The organism is Rothia mucilaginosa, from assembly GCF_001061665.1.
Taxonomy (GTDB): Bacteria; Actinomycetota; Actinomycetes; order Actinomycetales; family Micrococcaceae; genus Rothia; species Rothia mucilaginosa_A.
The window spans coordinates 74,928-91,076 of the sequence record NZ_JVSP01000002.1 but is presented as its reverse complement, the minus strand read 5'-3'; the positions used below and the strand labels follow the sequence as shown (position 1 = coordinate 91,076).

The window sequence follows — 16,149 nt, the reverse complement described above, 5'->3', positions numbered from 1 at the left end:
CTTCACCGAGCCCCGCCTTTGCCGTTCCCAACCTAACGCCCCGCGCTCTCGGTGCTCTCGGTCCCCTCATGCCACGACCCATCAGGTGGTGTTCATGCACTACCCGGCGGAATGGTGCTTGCGATAATGCGATACTTTATTCCTAAAATATCAATTCTGCTATGCAACTATTTATGCCGGGCTGAGGAATATCTAAATCTTTACTTTAATCTCTCAATATTGTCTTGACTAGGCAATTCTTTATTTTTATCCCAAAATCAAAAAAATACATTAGCTGTGCCACATTCCCGGTTTTTGGAGCTTTGCCATGAGGGAAAGGTGCTAGGATAGCAATATCTCACCGCATAAACCACTTCCGAAATAAACTCCTCCAGGGGCTTAGAAAACATTGCACATTAATGCAGTAATGTGCATTTTTCTTTCCGTTACCGCACTGCCAACGCGGCGCACAAAGAAATATAAATGTTTTCCGAAAAGTGCATTTATGTGAGTGGGTCATCCTCACCAACTGCCGCTTCCGGCACTCACATATGCAAAGGACCCCGATGTCTTTTACCACTCATCCCTCCTCGCGCCGCATCGCACGCGTCGCACTGAGCATGGGAACCGCCGCAGCACTCGTGGCCTCCCTGGGCGCACCCGCAACCTTCGCGGCTCCCGCCCAGACCAGCAACGCAGCTCGCGCCGCAGCACACACGACCATCTCCTCCCTCAGCTCCGATCAGCAGAAGGCAGGTTTCAACCGCTTCGTCATCACCTACACCGATGACGCGTTGAACGCCGGAGGCATCAACTGGGCAAGCCCCGCGGGCACCCATGTTGCCACCTGGAGCGATTCTCTCTACTCCGGCATCACCGCCGACGTGCAGAAGATCGACGACCTGCTCAATGTCAAAACCAACTACGTGCGCACCACCTCCCAGAAGGCAACCGTGGTGACCACTTCTTCCAAGCTCACCGCAGAGCAGGCGGAGAAGTACATGGCGGCGCTGAGCTCCAACGCCTCCGTCGCCTCCGTCGAGCCCGACCTGATGCGCCGCTCCAGCGCGCGCCGCCAGGCCACCAGCACCCTGGCCAAGGCCGCAAGCGCTTCGAAGAACCAGGCGGCCGTCACCCCGAATGACACCCTGTACCCCCAGCAGTGGAACCTACACGACGCTAAGGGCATCTCCGCTCCCGAGGCCTGGGCCACCACCCAGGGCTCCGGCGTGACCGTTGCTGTGATTGACTCCGGCATCGTCAAGCACCCGGACCTCGACGCGAACGTTCTGCCCGGCTACGACTTCATCACCGAGCCCTCCATCGCCCGTGACGGCAACGGCCGCGACGCCGACCCCACCGACCAGGGTAACTGGGAAGAAGCCGGCGTCTGCGCCGCTGGCTCTGAGGCCTCCGAGTCCAACTGGCACGGCACCCATGTGGCCGGTTCCATCGCCGCAATCATGAACAACAAGCGCGGCATCGCGGGCGTGGCTCCCAACGCCAAGATTCTGCCCCTGCGCGCCCTGGGCATGTGCGGCGGCTATGACTCCGATATCGCGGATGCCATGGTGTGGGCCGCGGGCGGCACCGTTGAAGGCGTGCCCGCCAACACCCACCCCGCCCAGATCATCAACCTCTCCCTCGGTGGCGAGGGTACCTGCCCCGCGACCTACTCCAAGGCCATTGCCGAGGTGAATAAGCGTGGTGCCATTCTGGTGGTTGCCGCCGGTAACGACGATCAGGACACCTCCAAGATTGCCCCCGCAAACTGCGGCGGTTCGATTGTGGTTGGCTCCACGAATCAGAAGGGCCAGCGCAGCGATTTCTCCAACTACGGCAAGATCGTTGATGTGAGCGCCCCCGGCGACGGCATCATGTCTACCGTGGACCTCGGCACCACCGTATCCACCGGTGCCGGCTACACCGAGTACGATGGCACCTCCATGGCGGCTCCCCAGGTGGCCGGCATCATCGCCCTGATGAAGTCCGTGGATCCCTCGCTGACCGCCGATCGTGCAAAGCAGGTTCTCAAGCAGAGCGCAAAGCCGCTGACCTGCGATGTGAATGCATGCGGCGCGGGTATCGCGAACGCCGCGAGCGCTCTTGAGGTCCTGCAGGGCAAGAACGTCACCCCGGCGCACCCCAAGCCCAAGCGTGCACCGAAGTACCCGACCCGTGCGGCTCGCACCGGTTACGTGACCAACCCGACCACGAATCACAACCCGCCGTTCCTAATCACCCCGCACGGCCTGATTCCCGGTCAGTAATTCGGTGAGCTCTCACCCCTCAGTCTTCCGGCGGCGTTAGCCGTGGGAAACCTCAAAGAATGACAATCACAAAGCCCCCGCCGGGTACGTCCCGGTGGGGGCTTTGCGTGAACAGAACGCTGCCGCATTTGGTGCTGCAGCTTGCTTCTCCCACCCACCCTCACGACTGACAGGTGGGAGAAATCTTGGGGTACGCCCCTAGCGAGCTGGACGCTAGGGTAGACGAGCTAGGGGCGTACCTGGGAGGCGCGCACACCGGTACGGATACCGGTTGCCTCCACGCGAGCGGACTCGTAGCTGACCGCACGCAGACCCGAGGGTGCGTTGGTTGCCGTTGTCTTTTCTCGCGGGTTTTCCTGACGCTGGGTGGGTAGAAAAACCCAGCGGCGCTGAACCGCAAAGCTCACCGGAATCAGGATGAGCTCGGTCAGGATTTTGGCGACCAGCAGGGATACGCCCAGGCCGGTCAGGGTTTCCATCAGAGCCGCGTTGGCTGCGAGGATACCCACCGCCAGCACGGTGTAACGTACCAGCGAGGAGGATGCCGAGGGGCGTGCGCCTCCGTCGTGCATGAGCATTCGGTTGACGGTGAAGTTCGTCAGCGCCGAGATGACGCGGGCACCAATCACGGCTGCCAGCAGCGGAACGCCCAAGCCCACCAGGACGAAGAGGGCGATAGCATCCACCAGGAAGCCGGTCACAAACGAGGACGCCAGGAAGGCAAGCAGCGGTGCGTAAATCAGCGCCGAGTCCTGCAGAGGCCTAAAGTGGCTGGTCGGGTTGCCCGGCTCGTAGACCTTCACGATGGGTACCTGCACCAACTCCACGTCTGCGCGGGTTGCGCGCAGCAGCATGGAGAACTCGTACTCGTACTTATCGCCGGGAATCTGCAGCAGCCAGTCCAGGATCTGCGGGGTGAAGCCGCGCAGACCGGTCTGGGTGTCTGCCACGCGGGCGCCGGTCGCCAGGGCGAAGAAGCCTACGGTTGCGCTGTTGCCAATTTTGGAGCGCAGCGGCACCTTCGTGCCTTCTTCGCCGGCGTTCGGGTCGGGCTTGGTACGCACGCCGAGGATGATGGTCCGCTGCCCTGCCGCCGCGGCGGTTTCGGTGCGCACACCCACACGGAAGATGTCCCGAGGGAGGTGCTGGCCGTCCGCATCGGCGGTGACGATGACCTCACCGGGGCGGTTTGCTTTCGCCCAGGCGATGCCGGTACGCAGGGCCGCGCCCTTGCCTCGGTTGACGGGGTGGGTCCGAACGATGGCCCCATCCAGGTGCAGCTCGGCAAAAATTGGCGCATAGGTGCTACCGGATCCATCGTCGATAACGAGAATCTCTGCGCTCGCGTCTTGCGCCTTTAGAGCGTGCACAAGACGGACAAGAGACTGGTCAGGCTTATATGCGGGAATTAGAATAATCATGATGCGCTCCCGGCAATGTAGAGAATGTCGCTGGTTCCACGCTCCTTCGTGCCACCCTGGGGGCGGTTGACCAGCTGGTTGTTGAAGACCATGGCGGAGGAGCCACCACCGTCCAGGTTGTAGGCGCTGACGCAGCCCAGGTCCTTGAACATCTGCGCGAACTCGGTCATGGTTACGCCGCGCGAATAGTTGGTGGAACGGCCATCGACCACGATGAAGACCAGGTGGTTGGCGCCGAGCACACCCACACCGGTTCGAGGCTGGTTACCCTGAATCGAGTGGTTACCGAAGTTGGTGTCCACCTCAACGCTGTCGATGCCATCCACGATGGCGGAATCCTTCACCAGGGCCGGGCCGAAGGAGAGGGTGTTCCACACACCCTCGTTGACGAGGGTCTGGGCGTTGGTTGCGGTTTCGTCGTAGAGCTTGACGGAGCCGTCGCGGTAGAAGGCGAGGCCTTCACGTGCACCGGAGTCACGGTAGACAACACCGTTTCGGATCACGATGCCGGTGGTACGGAAGCCGTAGTAGTCGCCGTTAATGGCCCAGATACCGTTGTGCTCCGAGGCGATATTCGAGGGGGTACCAATGATGTTCTGGCCGAACTTGTTGTTCGCAAAGGCGCTACGCAGCAGGGTCGCGTTATCGAGCTTGATGTCCGCGACGAAGGAAACAACCGCGTCGGAGCCGCTACCGGTGGTGGTGGAGGTGATGGTAATCGAGCCTTCGTTAGCGGTGAGGCTCTGGCCATCGATTTTCACCCCGGTCAGTTCGCTAGGGCTTGCGGTGGCGGAGCCGGATGCCGAGGCGTTCGCCTGGGCCGCGGCCGCCTCGTAGGCGGTGGTATCTTCGATCTCGGTGTGCTCTGCCAGGTAGCGGTTGTAGGCCCAGCCCGCGCCGCCGCCAACAACGGCGAGCGCGCCGAGGCCGCCTCCGATAAAGATACGGCGGGTGAGCTTCTTCTTGGCGAGCTTCTGTTCTACTGCGGCTTGCTCTGCGGCGGTTTGTTCTGCCGCGGCCTGGGTGGTCTGGTTGCTGTTCTGAGTCATGTTCTGTTCGTTATTCATGACTCTAGATTGCCCGTGTACTCTCAGCGCCAGGCATGACTAAGCTGTGCCTCAGCTATGTATGCTTATTCAGCCGAAATTATTTTATGCAGGGGTGTTCCGTCTTTCGAGGCCTCCGGCTGAGCGGTCTCCTTCGTGTTTTTCTCGGTTACGCGTCCTCTTATCCGCGCTCCTCCCGGGGCTCGCCCTCTCGGCTTGGGGTCTTGAGGGCACGAAAAAACCGGCTGAGCACCCCGTGCGGGGCCTCAAGCCGGTTCATCATCTGTAGAATACGCTCGGTCGATACCTACCGAATCATTCCGCGTATCCCTATGCCTCATCCTCGTAGGAAGCGTACTTTTCAGCGTATGCCGAGTAGTCGTCCTCGTCGTCATAGCGGCGGCGGGACGAATCGGAGGACTTGGTATTCTTCGCGCTGCTGAGCTCACGCTCGAGAGCACTGTAGTCGGTCTCGGGGCTGAAGTACTTCATCTCCCGAGCCTGCCTTGTTGCTTTAGCCTTCTGACGGCCGCGCCCCATGGCGTGACCCCCTCTTTCATCCTGTCCGAAGCTACGGGCGCGCGGGGCACGCCCTCCCTCGGATCGTTCTACAGTCTTTACTACACTATAGAGTACCCTGTTTTGACGTTCAATGTCGCGCTCTGCAACACGTATTTTACGGAGCGGAGCACCCCTATGCACCAGAACATCCGTTTTATTTTTCTCGCTCTCGGCTCTCCACGCACGGAACCCCGCGTCGAAGGCATACTCAGCTTCGAAGCGGGGTTCGTGTCTCTCGGGCGGCTCACTCACAAGACCGGCATCGAGAGAATCAGCCGCACCGGTCATGACCTCCGGCGCGGGGTCTATGGGATTCCCAAGTTCCGGGCCCTAGCTTGCGGTGAAACTACCCAGCGAGGTGGCGTTCGAGGCCACGGAAGTGCTGGAGGCATCCACGCTATCGGTCGTGGTGTACACCGTGTAGCTCTGGCCCTTGGTGATATTGGCACTGGAAACCAGGATCAGTGCGGTGTTGGAGTTGGTCACCTTGTAGTTGGCCACCACCTTACCCGAGGAATCGGCCACCTGAATGGTCGTGCCGCTGCTGACATTCGACAGATTCGTCAGCTTCACGTAGCCGCTGGTGGAGGAGGATGCGGGCGCCTCGAACATGTCGCCGGAGTTACCCGCAACCACGGTCGTACCGTTGAGCAGTAGGTCGCCGTTGGTATCCAGCGAGGTGTTACCGCCCGTGAACGGGCCGTTCACGACCAGGGTGCCGCCCGAGAGGGTTGCCGTACCGTTGGAGTCGATGCCGTCGCCGTTCGCGTTCACGGTGACAGTACCACCGGCAATGTTGATGGTCGCGTCGACAACCTCGAAGGTGCCGCCGCCACCGCCCATGCCACCGCCGCCACCGGCCGGGGGCTGACCCATGTTACCGGAGGGCGCCTGGCCACCTGCCGGGGGCTGACCGCCCTGACCGCCCTGCGCTGCATTACTCTGTGCAGACTGGCCGCTCTGGGTATTCTGCGCGGTCTGGTTGCTCTGCGTAGTGGAGCTCGACGTCGACTCGGTGCTGGATGAGCTGGAGGTGCTGTACGAGGCGTTGATGCCGTCATCGGAACTGGTCACGTTCACGGTACCGTCCAGGATGTTGATGTACTGCGCCTCGATACCCTCGTTCGACTCGGTGATGTTCAGGGTACCGCCCGAAATCTCCAGCACGCGCTCGGCCTTGAAGCCGTCGTCACCGGCGGAGATGTTCACGGTACCGCCGCTCAGGCGGACCCAACCGCGGTTGCCGTCGGTGTCATTGGTAGCCTTGATGCCGTCCTTGGTTGCGGTCACGGTTACGGTGCCGTCCAGGATATCGACGTAATCCTTACCCTTGATGCCGGTGTTCGCGGCGGTCACCTCCAGGGTGCCGGAGGCGATGACCAGGCCGTCCGTGGTGTGGATACCCTCTTCGTAGTTGCCCTCAACCTTCAGGGTGCCCTCGCCGGCAAGGGTCAGGTCACTCTTGGAGTAGATGGCTGCGTCGGGGCTGCCGCTGGCGGTATCGGAGTAGGAGGAGCCGTCAGAGACGGTGTTCGTGTTACCCGAGGCGGTGTAGATAACGACCTCGTCCGCCTCAACCACGTTGATGGCCGCGCCGGTGGAGTTGGTGATAGTCGCGTTATCCAGGATCAGGCGGACCATGTCGCTGTCGGCTGCCTCAACCTTGACCTGGCCGCTATAGGTGCCGGTGAGCTTGTAGTTGCCCGCCTTGGTGATGGTGATGACGCCATCGCTGACGGTCACGCCGTCGGTCGCGGTCGGGTTAGAAAGATCGATGGTGACCTCGCTGGAGGAATCCCAGGTCAGATCCTTCGCGGAGTAGTGGGTGTCCTCGGCGAGCTTCGCGCCGTTCTTCACGTCGGTGGAGAAGGAATCGGCGGTCTTCGACTTGGTGTCGGAATCGCTCGAGGTGGAGGTGCTGATGGCGCTCGTCGCGCTGGTGTTCGATGCCGAGGTTGCCGAGCAGCCGGTCAGGGCCAGGGCCGTCAGGAGGGTAATGGAGGTTGCACTCTTGATCATATTGCTCTTTTTCACGGTATTCCTCTTCGTGGTTCACAAGCACTATGTAGTGCCGCTGCGGTTTTCGGGTAAGTCTTTGGGGGGGGTCAGGCGTACTCTTAGCGAATCCTGTTGGTGCCTGCGCCCGGTCAGGGCTATGTCTGGTCAGGATCCGGTTCCATCCGCGCGGGTAGAGCCTGCTACCCTACCCGCGCATCCGGGGTGACGGCCCTAAGCGGCCGCGTAACATTCGGTCAGAAGCTTGCGGTAGTCTTCCTCGGTCAGCGCATCCACGTCGGGACGGGTGCCGTTGACCGGTTCCAGGTGCATCCAGTTCTTCAGGGTTTCTGCCCACTTGTTGCTTGCCAGCTGCGGGTTCAGCGCCGCCATACCGGTTGCGAACTTGGAAATCTTCGCGGGGGTGATGCCCGCATCCCAGAGGTGCTGATCTGCCACGGAGGGCTCCACACCGGACTTGGTTTCGATGATGACCGTGTTCGGCAGGCCGTAGGTGGTGCCGACCAGGTTGCCGTGGAAGTTACGGTAGTTCACGCCCGCCATGAGGATGTTCTCGGACATGGGGGTCCAGGTCAGGTTGGTGTCCACCGTCATGCGGGAGGCGACCGGGTTCTTCTCGCTCTGCGGCAGGAAGACCGTGGTACGGCGGTACCCGGTGGTCAGGACCGCCTCCAGCTTGTGCACGGGGCCCGCGAGGATGTCACCAAGTGCCGCAGTGATGTACTCGTGGCCTTCAGCGGTGAGCGTATCGCGCTTCTCGAAGGTGTACGGGATGCGCTTCTTGACGGTCATGTCCTGCTCACCGTCGGTCTTGACCTCCAGGAAGGTCAGCTTCGAGTCCAGGTAGCTACGGGTACGGATTTTGAAGGTATCGTCGCGGCTGTAGGCTGCCGAGTGGTAGCTCTGCATCTGCGGGGTGTCGAAGTAGACCGAGTCGTAGGCGAAGTCGCGCCGACCCTTGATGTCCATGACGGAGGCGTCTGCGTCAAGCGTGGAGAGTACCTTCGCGGCGGTTTCCGCATCGACGATGTACTTGCGGTCCACACGGGTCTGCATGGCTGCCTTCTCGTTCATGGCTTCGAGACTGATGCTCTTCCACTCTGCGGGGATGATGTTTGCGGCTGCGTTCGTCATGGTCCTATCCTTCTGGGGTTCCGCCTCGATTCGTCGAAGGCGGCGGGAGTAGTGCGTCTGTCGTGGATTTTAGATTTTGGGGTGGTGCCTACCGGGCTTACTTAGCGACGGGAGTCCGCTGGAGCGGCATCATCCGGGTATCCAGCGTGGCGTACGCCTCGGCAGTGGGCGCTATCGGCTGAGTTGCCGCGGGCTGGCGGGTTGCGGTTACCTGCGGTGCTGCTGCCTCCACCGCTGCGGGGGTGCCGCCCTCGGTGGTCTCCTTGGGCTGGTAGGTGATGGTAGCTCGGGTCAGGTCGTTCACCAGGTCCAGCTCGGTCACCTTGACCGAGGTGATGGCGTAGCCCAGGCGGGCGCCCAGGTAAGCCTTGAGCTCTTCCTCATCGCTAATCGCGCGATCGGCGGTGACGGTCTGGGCCTGTCCCTTGACTGCGGGGGCGCTACGCGCATCCAGGATTGCGATGAGAGCCACCAGGGCCGCCATCAGGATGAAGGCTATGTACGCGGGGCTGATGTTGATACCGGCGATCATGCCGACCGAGAGTGCTACGAAGTAGTAGCCGACTTCTCGCTGGCTCAGGGCGGTGGAGCGCAGTCGAATAATCGACAGAACGCCGAAGAGGCCCATGCCCATGGCCGAGGCGTTTGAACCCGCCGAGACCAGGGCCACCGAGACGGTGAAGATACCGGCGTTGATGACCGCGTAGGAAATCATCATTTCGCGGTTGCGGTGACGCACCAGGTAAAGGGTGCACAGGATTGCGATCGCGAGGGCGTCTGCAATCGCCATGGTCAGGATTGTCATGGGGTGCTCCAGGTCGTGGGGTAGGTTTCCAGCTTCCCGAGCCGTCTGTTCTCGGCTCCGGCGTGAGTACCTACGTGTTCTGCTTGGTTTCTAGAATCCCGTCCGAAGCTGTGTCACGCCTGTGCGCTCTGTAATTCTCACTTATGTCTTCGCAAACACCGATTAAATGACTGGTCAGAGCGTTTTACCTTTAAGGTTTTTTCAATTACCGGGGCGCAGTGAGGCGGTCAGCCGCGCCCGGATACAACAAATGGGGCCCCCTCTACATCAGAGGGAGCCCCACTCGGGTTTCTAGGGAGTAACCCTAGAATTCAGTATGTACTTATGCCTTCTTACGCATGCGGGTTGCCACGATGGTTGCACCACCGGCACCCAGAGCAATCAGACCCAGGCCAGCAGCGGTCATCGCACCGGATGCACCGGTCTTAGCCAGGGATGCAGAGCTCTTGGAGGATGCGTTGGAAGAGCCGGAGCCCAGGTTGTCACCGGAGCCGGAGCCCAGGTTGTCATTGTCGGAGGAACCCAGCACGAGGTTATCGGAATCCTTGGAGCTCTTGGGAGCTGCGGAATCGCCCTCAGCGTGGTCGCCCTCGGGAGCGGCCTGGTCCTCAGACTTCTGGTCGTCAGACTTCTGCTCGTCAGACTTCTGCTCGTCAGACTTCTGGTCCTCGGACTTCTGCTCGTCAGACTTCTGGTCCTCAGCGGGCTTGGTCTCCTTAGCGTCCTCAACGGCGGGAGCGGAGGTCTCTTCAGCAGGCTTGGGAGCCTCGGTGGTCGGAGCCGGGGTCGGGTCCTCGGAAGGAGCGGGGGTCGGGTCCTCGGAGGGAGCCGGGGTGGGCTCGGTGGACTCGCTCGGGGCCGGGGTAGGCAGCGACTCGTTAGCGGCCTTAATGGTCACGGTCGCAGCCTTGCCGCCGCGAGGCACGTCACCATCCTTAAGGGAGCCGGACAGCAGGTAGAGGTCAACCGAGACGTTACCCTGCAGCTCGCTCTGCCAGGGAACGGTGACGGTGAAGTTGCCGGCTTCGTCAGCGTGGATCTCCAGGTAGTCCTGGCCATTAATCTTCACTGCGCCCTTGTTCAGCTTCAGGGCCAGCACGGAGCCGGAAGCGCCGTCAGCGGTCTTGAAGCCCTCACCTGCAATGATCAAGCCCTGACCCTCAATCCAAGTGTCGGGGGTGATGAGGCGTGCGGAATCCGCGTAAGTAAAGGAAATCTCCTGTGCAGCTTCGTCAGCGAAGGTAGCGGGGACGGTAGTAGCGACCAGGCCACAGCTAATCAGGGCGGTGGCACCGATGCGTGCGATGTTGTTTCGAATGCTCATGCCCCCCATTCTAACGACCGAACCTGACAATATCGGGGTGCATGATGCCGATTTAACATGAGCTGACTCACTTAATGGGCCCTTCTTGAAGAATTCTTGAGGGGCGAGTTGAAGAATCAATCGCATATTCAAAGAATTCGAACGCTACCGGCGCCTTGGAATCCGGCGTTAGTTTAGACGGTTTTCCGTCCGTAAACCCACTCAACGCCCTGCCGCTCGGGACTCCGTTAAACGCAGAATCCCCCACGCCCGCGAGGCGAGCGAGGGGAATCCTGGAACAACGCATCCGATGCCCGGAGCACCGGATTCCTAAACTCTAAACTTAGGAGTTCTTGCGACGGAGCACAGAGGTCACGCCCGCAACACCCAAGCCGACGGCCACCATTCCCAGGCCGGCCACGGTGAACACGTTCGAGGCGCCGGTATTAGCCAGCGAGGAACGCTGCGCGCGACTCGAGAGAGAGGCGCTCGACGAGGAAGAGCCGAGACGGTCCTGGGTGCCCGATCCGCTGGAGCCGAGATTGTCCTGCGAGGAGGAGCTGCCATTCGAGGAGGAACCACCGTTCGAGGAGGAGCCGCTGTCGACAACCTCGCAGCCGAGGCCGTTATTATCGGCGTCGAACTGCTTACGGAAGTCCGGGTGGCTCGAAGAAATGGGGGCCAGACCCGCGGCGGCGACCTCGGAGCAGTTAGCGAAGCGGGTGCTCTCAGGCGAAGGCTGCTCGGTTGCGGGAGCCTGGACGCTCGAGGAGCCACCCAGCTGATCCTGCGCGGCGGGAGCCTGCTGGGAACCGTCCTTCTGCTCGGCCTTCTGGTCGTTCTTAGCGGTCGATACCTTCTGGTCGGCCTTCTTCTCGTTCTTTACCTCAGCGGAGGCAGAGGGAGAAACAACGGTAGACGCGGAAGCCGATGCGGTGGCGCTCGGGCTCACCGAGGCGGAAGCGGAGGCTTTCTCATCGGCACGGTTCTTCACCTCGGCATCTACCGAGGCAACGGTCTCGTCAGCTGCGGTAGCCGATGCCGAGGGGCTGGCAGAAGAATCAGCCTTGGATTCCTTCTTCGGCTCAGCGGTAGCGCTGGGGGATGCAGAGGGCTCGGCGGTAGCACTGGGGGATGCGGAGGGCTCGGCGCTTGCCGAAACGCTTGCCGAGGCACTGGGGCTCTCGGGGGCCACGGAACGAGCCTCAATCTTCACGGTGGCTGCCTTGCCGCCGCGAGCGGTGTCATTATCCTTCAGGGAGCCGGAGAGCAGGTAGACGTCAACGGAGACGCGATCTTCCAGGTCGCTCTGCCAGGGGATCGAGACGGTAAATTCGCCCTTATCGTTGGCGGTTACCTCGAGGTAGTCCTTACCGTCGATCTTAATGGCGCCCTTGTTGAGCTTAATGGCGATGGTCGAGCCGGAGGCGCGGTCCTGGGTCAGGAAGCCCTCGCCGGAAATCTCGAGGGTTTCGCCCTTGTACCAGACCTCGGAGATGTGGGAGGCGGCACGGTCCTGGTATTCGTGAGTGACGGTCTCGCCGTCATTCTGAGCGAAGGTGGCGGGGATGGCGGTCACAACCAAACCGCAACCGATGAGGGCCGTGGCACCGAAGCGAGTGATAGTGTTTCGAATGTCCATTCCCTCATTCTAGCCCCGGGTTCCAAGGTATTTTCACCAGTCAAGGGTGTATTTGCAATGAATTGCAACACAACCGCGGGCGGGTGGTCGCAGCGGCCGGACCATCGAGAGCCTAGCTGTCAATCGCATCAAGCATGAGCTCCAGGGCCTCCCCCACCCCGGTGCGCCACAGGAAGGTGGCCTTCGTATCCGCACGGCCCGGGCCGCCGTTGATGATTGCCACCGGTTTGCCGGCACGCAGGGCCTCCAGCACAATCTTGTAGCTGCTCATCACCGCCACCGAGGAACCCACCACCAGCAGCGCCGAGCACTCGGCGAGCATGGCGTCCTTGCGCGCCTTGCGCTCGGCGGGCACGGACTCGCCAAAGTACACCACATCCGGCTTGAGGCGGGTCGAGCCACACCCCAGGCAGGGCACCATCCGAAAATCTTGGATGTACTGCTGGTCCAGCTCCACGTCACCATCGGGGTTTACGCGCAGGTCTTCGTCTTCAAGGCGCGCCAGGTAGCCGGGGTTCGCGGCGTCCAGGCGCGCGTCCAGGCTCTCGCGGCCCTCATCCTGACCGCAGTCCAGACAGACGATGCGCGATAGGTCGCCGTGTAGCGCCAGCAGATTGTGACTTCCGGCGCGGGCGTGCAGGCCGTCCACGTTCTGCGTGATGACGCCATTGATAGCGCCCAGCTGCTCGAGCTCGGCGAGCGCGTAGTGAGCGCGGTTCGGCTGGGCGCGGCGCATGCGGCGCCAACCCACGTAGGAGCGCGCCCAGTAGCGCTGACGGGCGGCATCATCGTAACGGAATTCCTGGTAGGTCATGGGACGATGGTCGTGCAGGGACCCACCCGGGCCGCGGTAGTCGGGGATGCCGGACTCGGTGCTCACGCCCGCGCCGGTGAGCACGAGAACCTTACCCGCCTTGAGTAGCCGCGCGATGCCCTCGGCGGCATACCCCTCCTCGTGGGGTTCGGCGGTATCCGCCACGACCCGCTGGATAGAGCGAATCGCGGCCCTATGCACGGAGGCAATTTCTTCGCGCTGTTCACCGGCGGCGGCGAAGTTCTGGTGGTCGGTCCAGCGGTCCATTCTTCTCCCATGCTCTGTGTTCTCTATACATTAAAAGGCTGTGGGGCGCCCCCTTTCGAGGGTACCCCACAGCCTATTTTCTATTAGTTCCAAACTCGCGGACTCAGCCACAGGCTAAGCCCGCTGAGCCAATCGGCTCCGTCCGGCTAACCGGTTGAGCTTAGTCCTCAGCCTTCTGCTCACGCTCGGAGGTCACCGACAGGCCGTCGCTGGCAACGTCCGGGTTCACATCCACGGTCACGGTGTCGCCGTCGTGGATGGCACCGGAGAGGATGCCGCGAGCCAGGCGGTCACCGATCTCGCGCTGAACCAGGCGGCGCAGCGGGCGGGCACCGAATGCCGGGTCGTAGCCGGTCTTGCCCAGCCACTCGAGGGCTGCCTCGGTGACGTTCAGGGTGAGGCGGCGGTCCTCCAGGCGCTTAGCCATGCTCTTGACCTGCAGACCCACAATCTGACCCAGGTTCTCAGCCGACAGGGGCTGGAACATGATGATGTCGTCCAGTCGGTTGAGGAACTCGGGGCGGAATGCCTGGTGCACAACCTCCATAGCCTTCTCGGAGCGCTCGTCGAAGGGCAGATCCTGGTTGACCAGGTACTGCGAACCGAGGTTCGAGGTCAGGATCAGGATGACGTTGCGGAAGTCCACGGTGCGGCCCTGACCGTCGGTCAGGCGGCCGTCATCGAGCACCTGCAGCAGGATGTCGAAGACCTCGGGGTGTGCCTTCTCAACCTCGTCGAGCAGGACCACCGAGTAGGGGCGACGGCGCACGGCCTCGGTCAGCTGACCGCCCTCTTCGTGGCCGACGTATCCGGGAGGGGCACCGACCAGGCGGGAAACGGTGTGCTTCTCGGAGTACTCGCTCATGTCGATACGCACCAGGGCGCGCTCGTCATCAAACTGGAACTCGGCCAGCGCCTTAGCCAGCTCGGTCTTACCAACACCGGTCGGGCCCAGGAAGAGGAAGGAACCAATCGGGCGGTTCGGGTCGGAGATACCGGCGCGGGCGCGGCGCACGGCGTCGGAGACAGCCACCACGGCGGCTTCCTGACCGATGAGGCGGGCACCGATGCGCTTCTCCATTTCGAGCAGCTTCTCGGACTCACCCTGCATCATGCGGCCTGCGGGGATACCGGTCCAGGAGGAAATCACCTCGGCGATATCGTCCGCGGTGACCTCTTCGGAAACCATGGACTCGCTCTTGGCGGTATCCTCGGCGCGCTGTGCTTCTTCCAGTTCAGCCTGCTTTGCGGGAATCTCACCGTACAGCAGGCGGGATGCCTCGGCGAGGTTACCCTCACGCTGTGCGACCTCTGCGCGGGAACGCAGCTCGTCGATCTGGGTCTTGATGTCGCCCACGCGGTTCAGGCTTGCCTTCTCGGCCTCCCAACGAGCGTTGAGGGCGTCGAGCTCTTCCTTCTTGTCCGCCATATCCTTGCGCAGGGCCTCCAGGCGCTCAACCGATGCGGGATCGGTCTCGTCGGCCAGGGCCAACTCCTCCATGGTGAGGCGGTCCACGGCGCGGCGTAGCTGGTCGATTTCCTCCGGTGCGGAGTCAATTTCCATGCGCAGGCGGGATGCTGCCTCGTCAATCAGGTCAATTGCCTTGTCCGGCAGCTGACGGGAGGGGATGTAGCGGTTAGACAGGGTTGCTGCGGCAACCAGCGCGGAGTCAGCAATCTGCACCTTGTGGTGTGCCTCGTAGCGCTCCTTCAGGCCACGCAGAATACCGATGGTGTCCTCGACGCTGGGCTCGCCCACGTACACCTGCTGGAAGCGGCGCTCCAGGGCGGGGTCCTTCTCGATGTTCTCGCGGTACTCGTCCAGGGTGGTGGCACCAATCAGGCGAAGCTCGCCACGAGCCAGCATGGGCTTGAGCATGTTGCCCGCATCCATGGAGCCTTCGGAGGCGCCAGCACCGACGACGGTGTGAATCTCGTCGATGAAGGTCACAATCTGGCCTTCGGACTTCTTGATTTCCTCGAGGACTGCCTTCAGGCGCTCCTCGAATTCACCGCGGTACTTAGCACCGGCGACCATGGAGCCCAGGTCCAGGCTAATCAGGGTCTTGCCGCGCAGGGATTCGGGCACGTCGCCAGAAACCATGCGCTGTGCCAGGCCCTCGACCACGGCGGTCTTACCGACGCCGGGCTCACCAATCAGCACGGGGTTGTTCTTGGTGCGGCGGGAGAGCACCTGCACGACGCGGCGAATCTCGGAATCACGGCCGATGACCGGGTCGAGCTTGCCGGCGCGGGCAATGGCGGTCAGGTCGGTGCCGTACTTTTCGAGCGCCTGGAAGGTACCTTCGGGGTCGGGGGTATCCACGGTGCGGTCTCCTCGGACGTTGGGGATGGTCTGTGCGATGAGCTCTGCGGTTGCGCCAAGGTTGTGCATGGCGGTCGCGGTGCTATCGGTTCCGCTGGCGATGCCCAGCAGAATCATTTCGGTGGAGACGTAGGTGTCTCCGAAGCCCTGTGCGCGAGTCTGCGCAGCCTGCAGAGCGGCGAGTGCGGAACGGCTGAAGGAGGCGTTCTGCACGGAGGTGCCGGATGCCTTGGGCAACTTCTTGATTTCTGCGGAAGCAGCCTCGGAGATAGCGTCGACATCCAGGCCTGCTGCCTTGAGCACGGAGACTGCGATGCCTTCGCGCTGGTCCATGAGGGCCTTGAGGATGTGCGCGGTTTCAATAGTGGGGTTACCCGCCGTTTGCGCATTGGTGTTAGCGGCGGAGATAACTTCTTGACTCTTGGTCGTGAACTTAATATCCATGGTGTCCTTTCGTATTTCGAGGGGTTTATCCTATGTGTCCCTGCATTACATAACTTGAGTCTACTCCGCTCAACTATGTTTCGCAACCCTCTTGCAAAAAATTTTTTCGTATTTTTCACCC

Annotated in this window: 11 protein-coding genes; 1 reads left to right on the top strand and 10 read right to left on the bottom strand. The window is 61.8% G+C overall.

What is annotated here, in order from left to right:
• Positions 1 to 545: 545 nt before the first annotated feature.
• A complete protein-coding gene (locus tag ADJ95_RS00745) occupies positions 546 to 2,249 on the top strand; it encodes a S8 family peptidase (RefSeq protein WP_049331600.1) in 1,704 nt (567 codons plus the stop codon).
• Between the two features lie 227 nt (positions 2,250 to 2,476).
• Here ADJ95_RS00745 and ADJ95_RS00740 read toward each other — a convergent pair whose 3' ends face one another.
• The 10 genes from ADJ95_RS00740 to clpB all read right to left on the bottom strand — a co-directional run bounded on the left by ADJ95_RS00740 (position 2,477) and on the right by clpB (position 16,028).
• A complete protein-coding gene (locus tag ADJ95_RS00740; RefSeq protein ID WP_049331597.1) occupies positions 2,477 to 3,670 on the bottom strand; it encodes a bifunctional glycosyltransferase family 2/GtrA family protein in 1,194 nt (397 codons plus the stop codon).
• Complete coding sequence (locus tag ADJ95_RS00735; protein ID WP_049331593.1) at positions 3,667 to 4,737, bottom strand: phosphodiester glycosidase family protein; 1,071 nt, start codon at positions 4,735 to 4,737, stop codon at positions 3,667 to 3,669. The genes ADJ95_RS00740 and ADJ95_RS00735 overlap by 4 nt, the downstream gene beginning before the upstream one ends.
• A 309-nt stretch (positions 4,738 to 5,046) precedes the next feature.
• A complete protein-coding gene (locus ADJ95_RS00730) occupies positions 5,047 to 5,256 on the bottom strand; it encodes a DUF3073 domain-containing protein (RefSeq protein ID WP_049331591.1) in 210 nt (69 codons plus the stop codon).
• A 351-nt stretch (positions 5,257 to 5,607) separates the two neighbouring features.
• The gene (locus tag ADJ95_RS00725; RefSeq protein ID WP_239662740.1) at positions 5,608 to 7,296 is read right to left on the bottom strand and encodes a carbohydrate-binding domain-containing protein; all 1,689 of its coding nucleotides are present in this window, start codon (positions 7,294 to 7,296) and stop codon (positions 5,608 to 5,610) included.
• A gap of 210 nt (positions 7,297 to 7,506) precedes the next feature.
• Positions 7,507 to 8,427, bottom strand: a complete 921-nt coding sequence (locus ADJ95_RS00720; protein ID WP_049331586.1) for a polyphosphate polymerase domain-containing protein — start codon at positions 8,425 to 8,427, stop codon at positions 7,507 to 7,509.
• Positions 8,428 to 8,524: 97 nt separating this feature from the next.
• Positions 8,525 to 9,232 carry a DUF4956 domain-containing protein gene (locus ADJ95_RS00715; RefSeq protein WP_049331584.1) on the bottom strand — a complete coding sequence of 236 codons (708 nt, stop codon included), beginning with the start codon at positions 9,230 to 9,232 and terminating at the stop codon, positions 8,525 to 8,527.
• Positions 9,233 to 9,554: 322 nt separating this feature from the next.
• Positions 9,555 to 10,556 carry a calcium-binding protein gene (locus ADJ95_RS00710; protein WP_049331582.1) on the bottom strand — a complete coding sequence of 334 codons (1,002 nt, stop codon included), beginning with the start codon at positions 10,554 to 10,556 and terminating at the stop codon, positions 9,555 to 9,557.
• Positions 10,557 to 10,878: 322 nt separating this feature from the next.
• The gene (locus tag ADJ95_RS00705) at positions 10,879 to 12,177 is read right to left on the bottom strand and encodes an excalibur calcium-binding domain-containing protein (protein ID WP_049331577.1); all 1,299 of its coding nucleotides are present in this window, start codon (positions 12,175 to 12,177) and stop codon (positions 10,879 to 10,881) included.
• Positions 12,178 to 12,289: 112 nt separating this feature from the next.
• Positions 12,290 to 13,258, bottom strand: coding sequence for a Sir2 family NAD-dependent protein deacetylase (locus tag ADJ95_RS00700; RefSeq protein ID WP_049331574.1), 969 nt, complete (start codon positions 13,256 to 13,258; stop codon positions 12,290 to 12,292).
• 160 nt (positions 13,259 to 13,418) lie between these two features.
• Positions 13,419 to 16,028, bottom strand: a complete 2,610-nt coding sequence (gene clpB / locus ADJ95_RS00695; RefSeq protein ID WP_049331572.1) for an ATP-dependent chaperone ClpB — start codon at positions 16,026 to 16,028, stop codon at positions 13,419 to 13,421.
• Positions 16,029 to 16,149: the final 121 nt, after the last annotated feature.

What these genes read in the sequence shown, in the direction of transcription:
- ADJ95_RS00745 (WP_049331600.1), top strand. Translation starts at nt 546, where the DNA reads ATGTCTTTTACCACTCATCCCTCCTCGCGCCGCATCGCACGCGTCGCA.
- ADJ95_RS00735 (WP_049331593.1), bottom strand. Translation starts at nt 4,737, where the DNA reads ATGAATAACGAACAGAACATGACTCAGAACAGCAACCAGACCACCCAG.
- ADJ95_RS00720 (WP_049331586.1), bottom strand. Translation starts at nt 8,427, where the DNA reads ATGACGAACGCAGCCGCAAACATCATCCCCGCAGAGTGGAAGAGCATC.
- ADJ95_RS00740 (WP_049331597.1), bottom strand. Translation starts at nt 3,670, where the DNA reads ATGATTATTCTAATTCCCGCATATAAGCCTGACCAGTCTCTTGTCCGT.
- ADJ95_RS00710 (WP_049331582.1), bottom strand. Translation starts at nt 10,556, where the DNA reads ATGAGCATTCGAAACAACATCGCACGCATCGGTGCCACCGCCCTGATT.
- clpB (WP_049331572.1), bottom strand. Translation starts at nt 16,028, where the DNA reads ATGGATATTAAGTTCACGACCAAGAGTCAAGAAGTTATCTCCGCCGCT.
- ADJ95_RS00730 (WP_049331591.1), bottom strand. Translation starts at nt 5,256, where the DNA reads ATGGGGCGCGGCCGTCAGAAGGCTAAAGCAACAAGGCAGGCTCGGGAG.
- ADJ95_RS00700 (WP_049331574.1), bottom strand. Translation starts at nt 13,258, where the DNA reads ATGGACCGCTGGACCGACCACCAGAACTTCGCCGCCGCCGGTGAACAG.
- ADJ95_RS00715 (WP_049331584.1), bottom strand. Translation starts at nt 9,232, where the DNA reads ATGACAATCCTGACCATGGCGATTGCAGACGCCCTCGCGATCGCAATC.
- ADJ95_RS00725 (WP_239662740.1), bottom strand. Translation starts at nt 7,296, where the DNA reads ATGATCAAGAGTGCAACCTCCATTACCCTCCTGACGGCCCTGGCCCTG.
- ADJ95_RS00705 (WP_049331577.1), bottom strand. Translation starts at nt 12,177, where the DNA reads ATGGACATTCGAAACACTATCACTCGCTTCGGTGCCACGGCCCTCATC.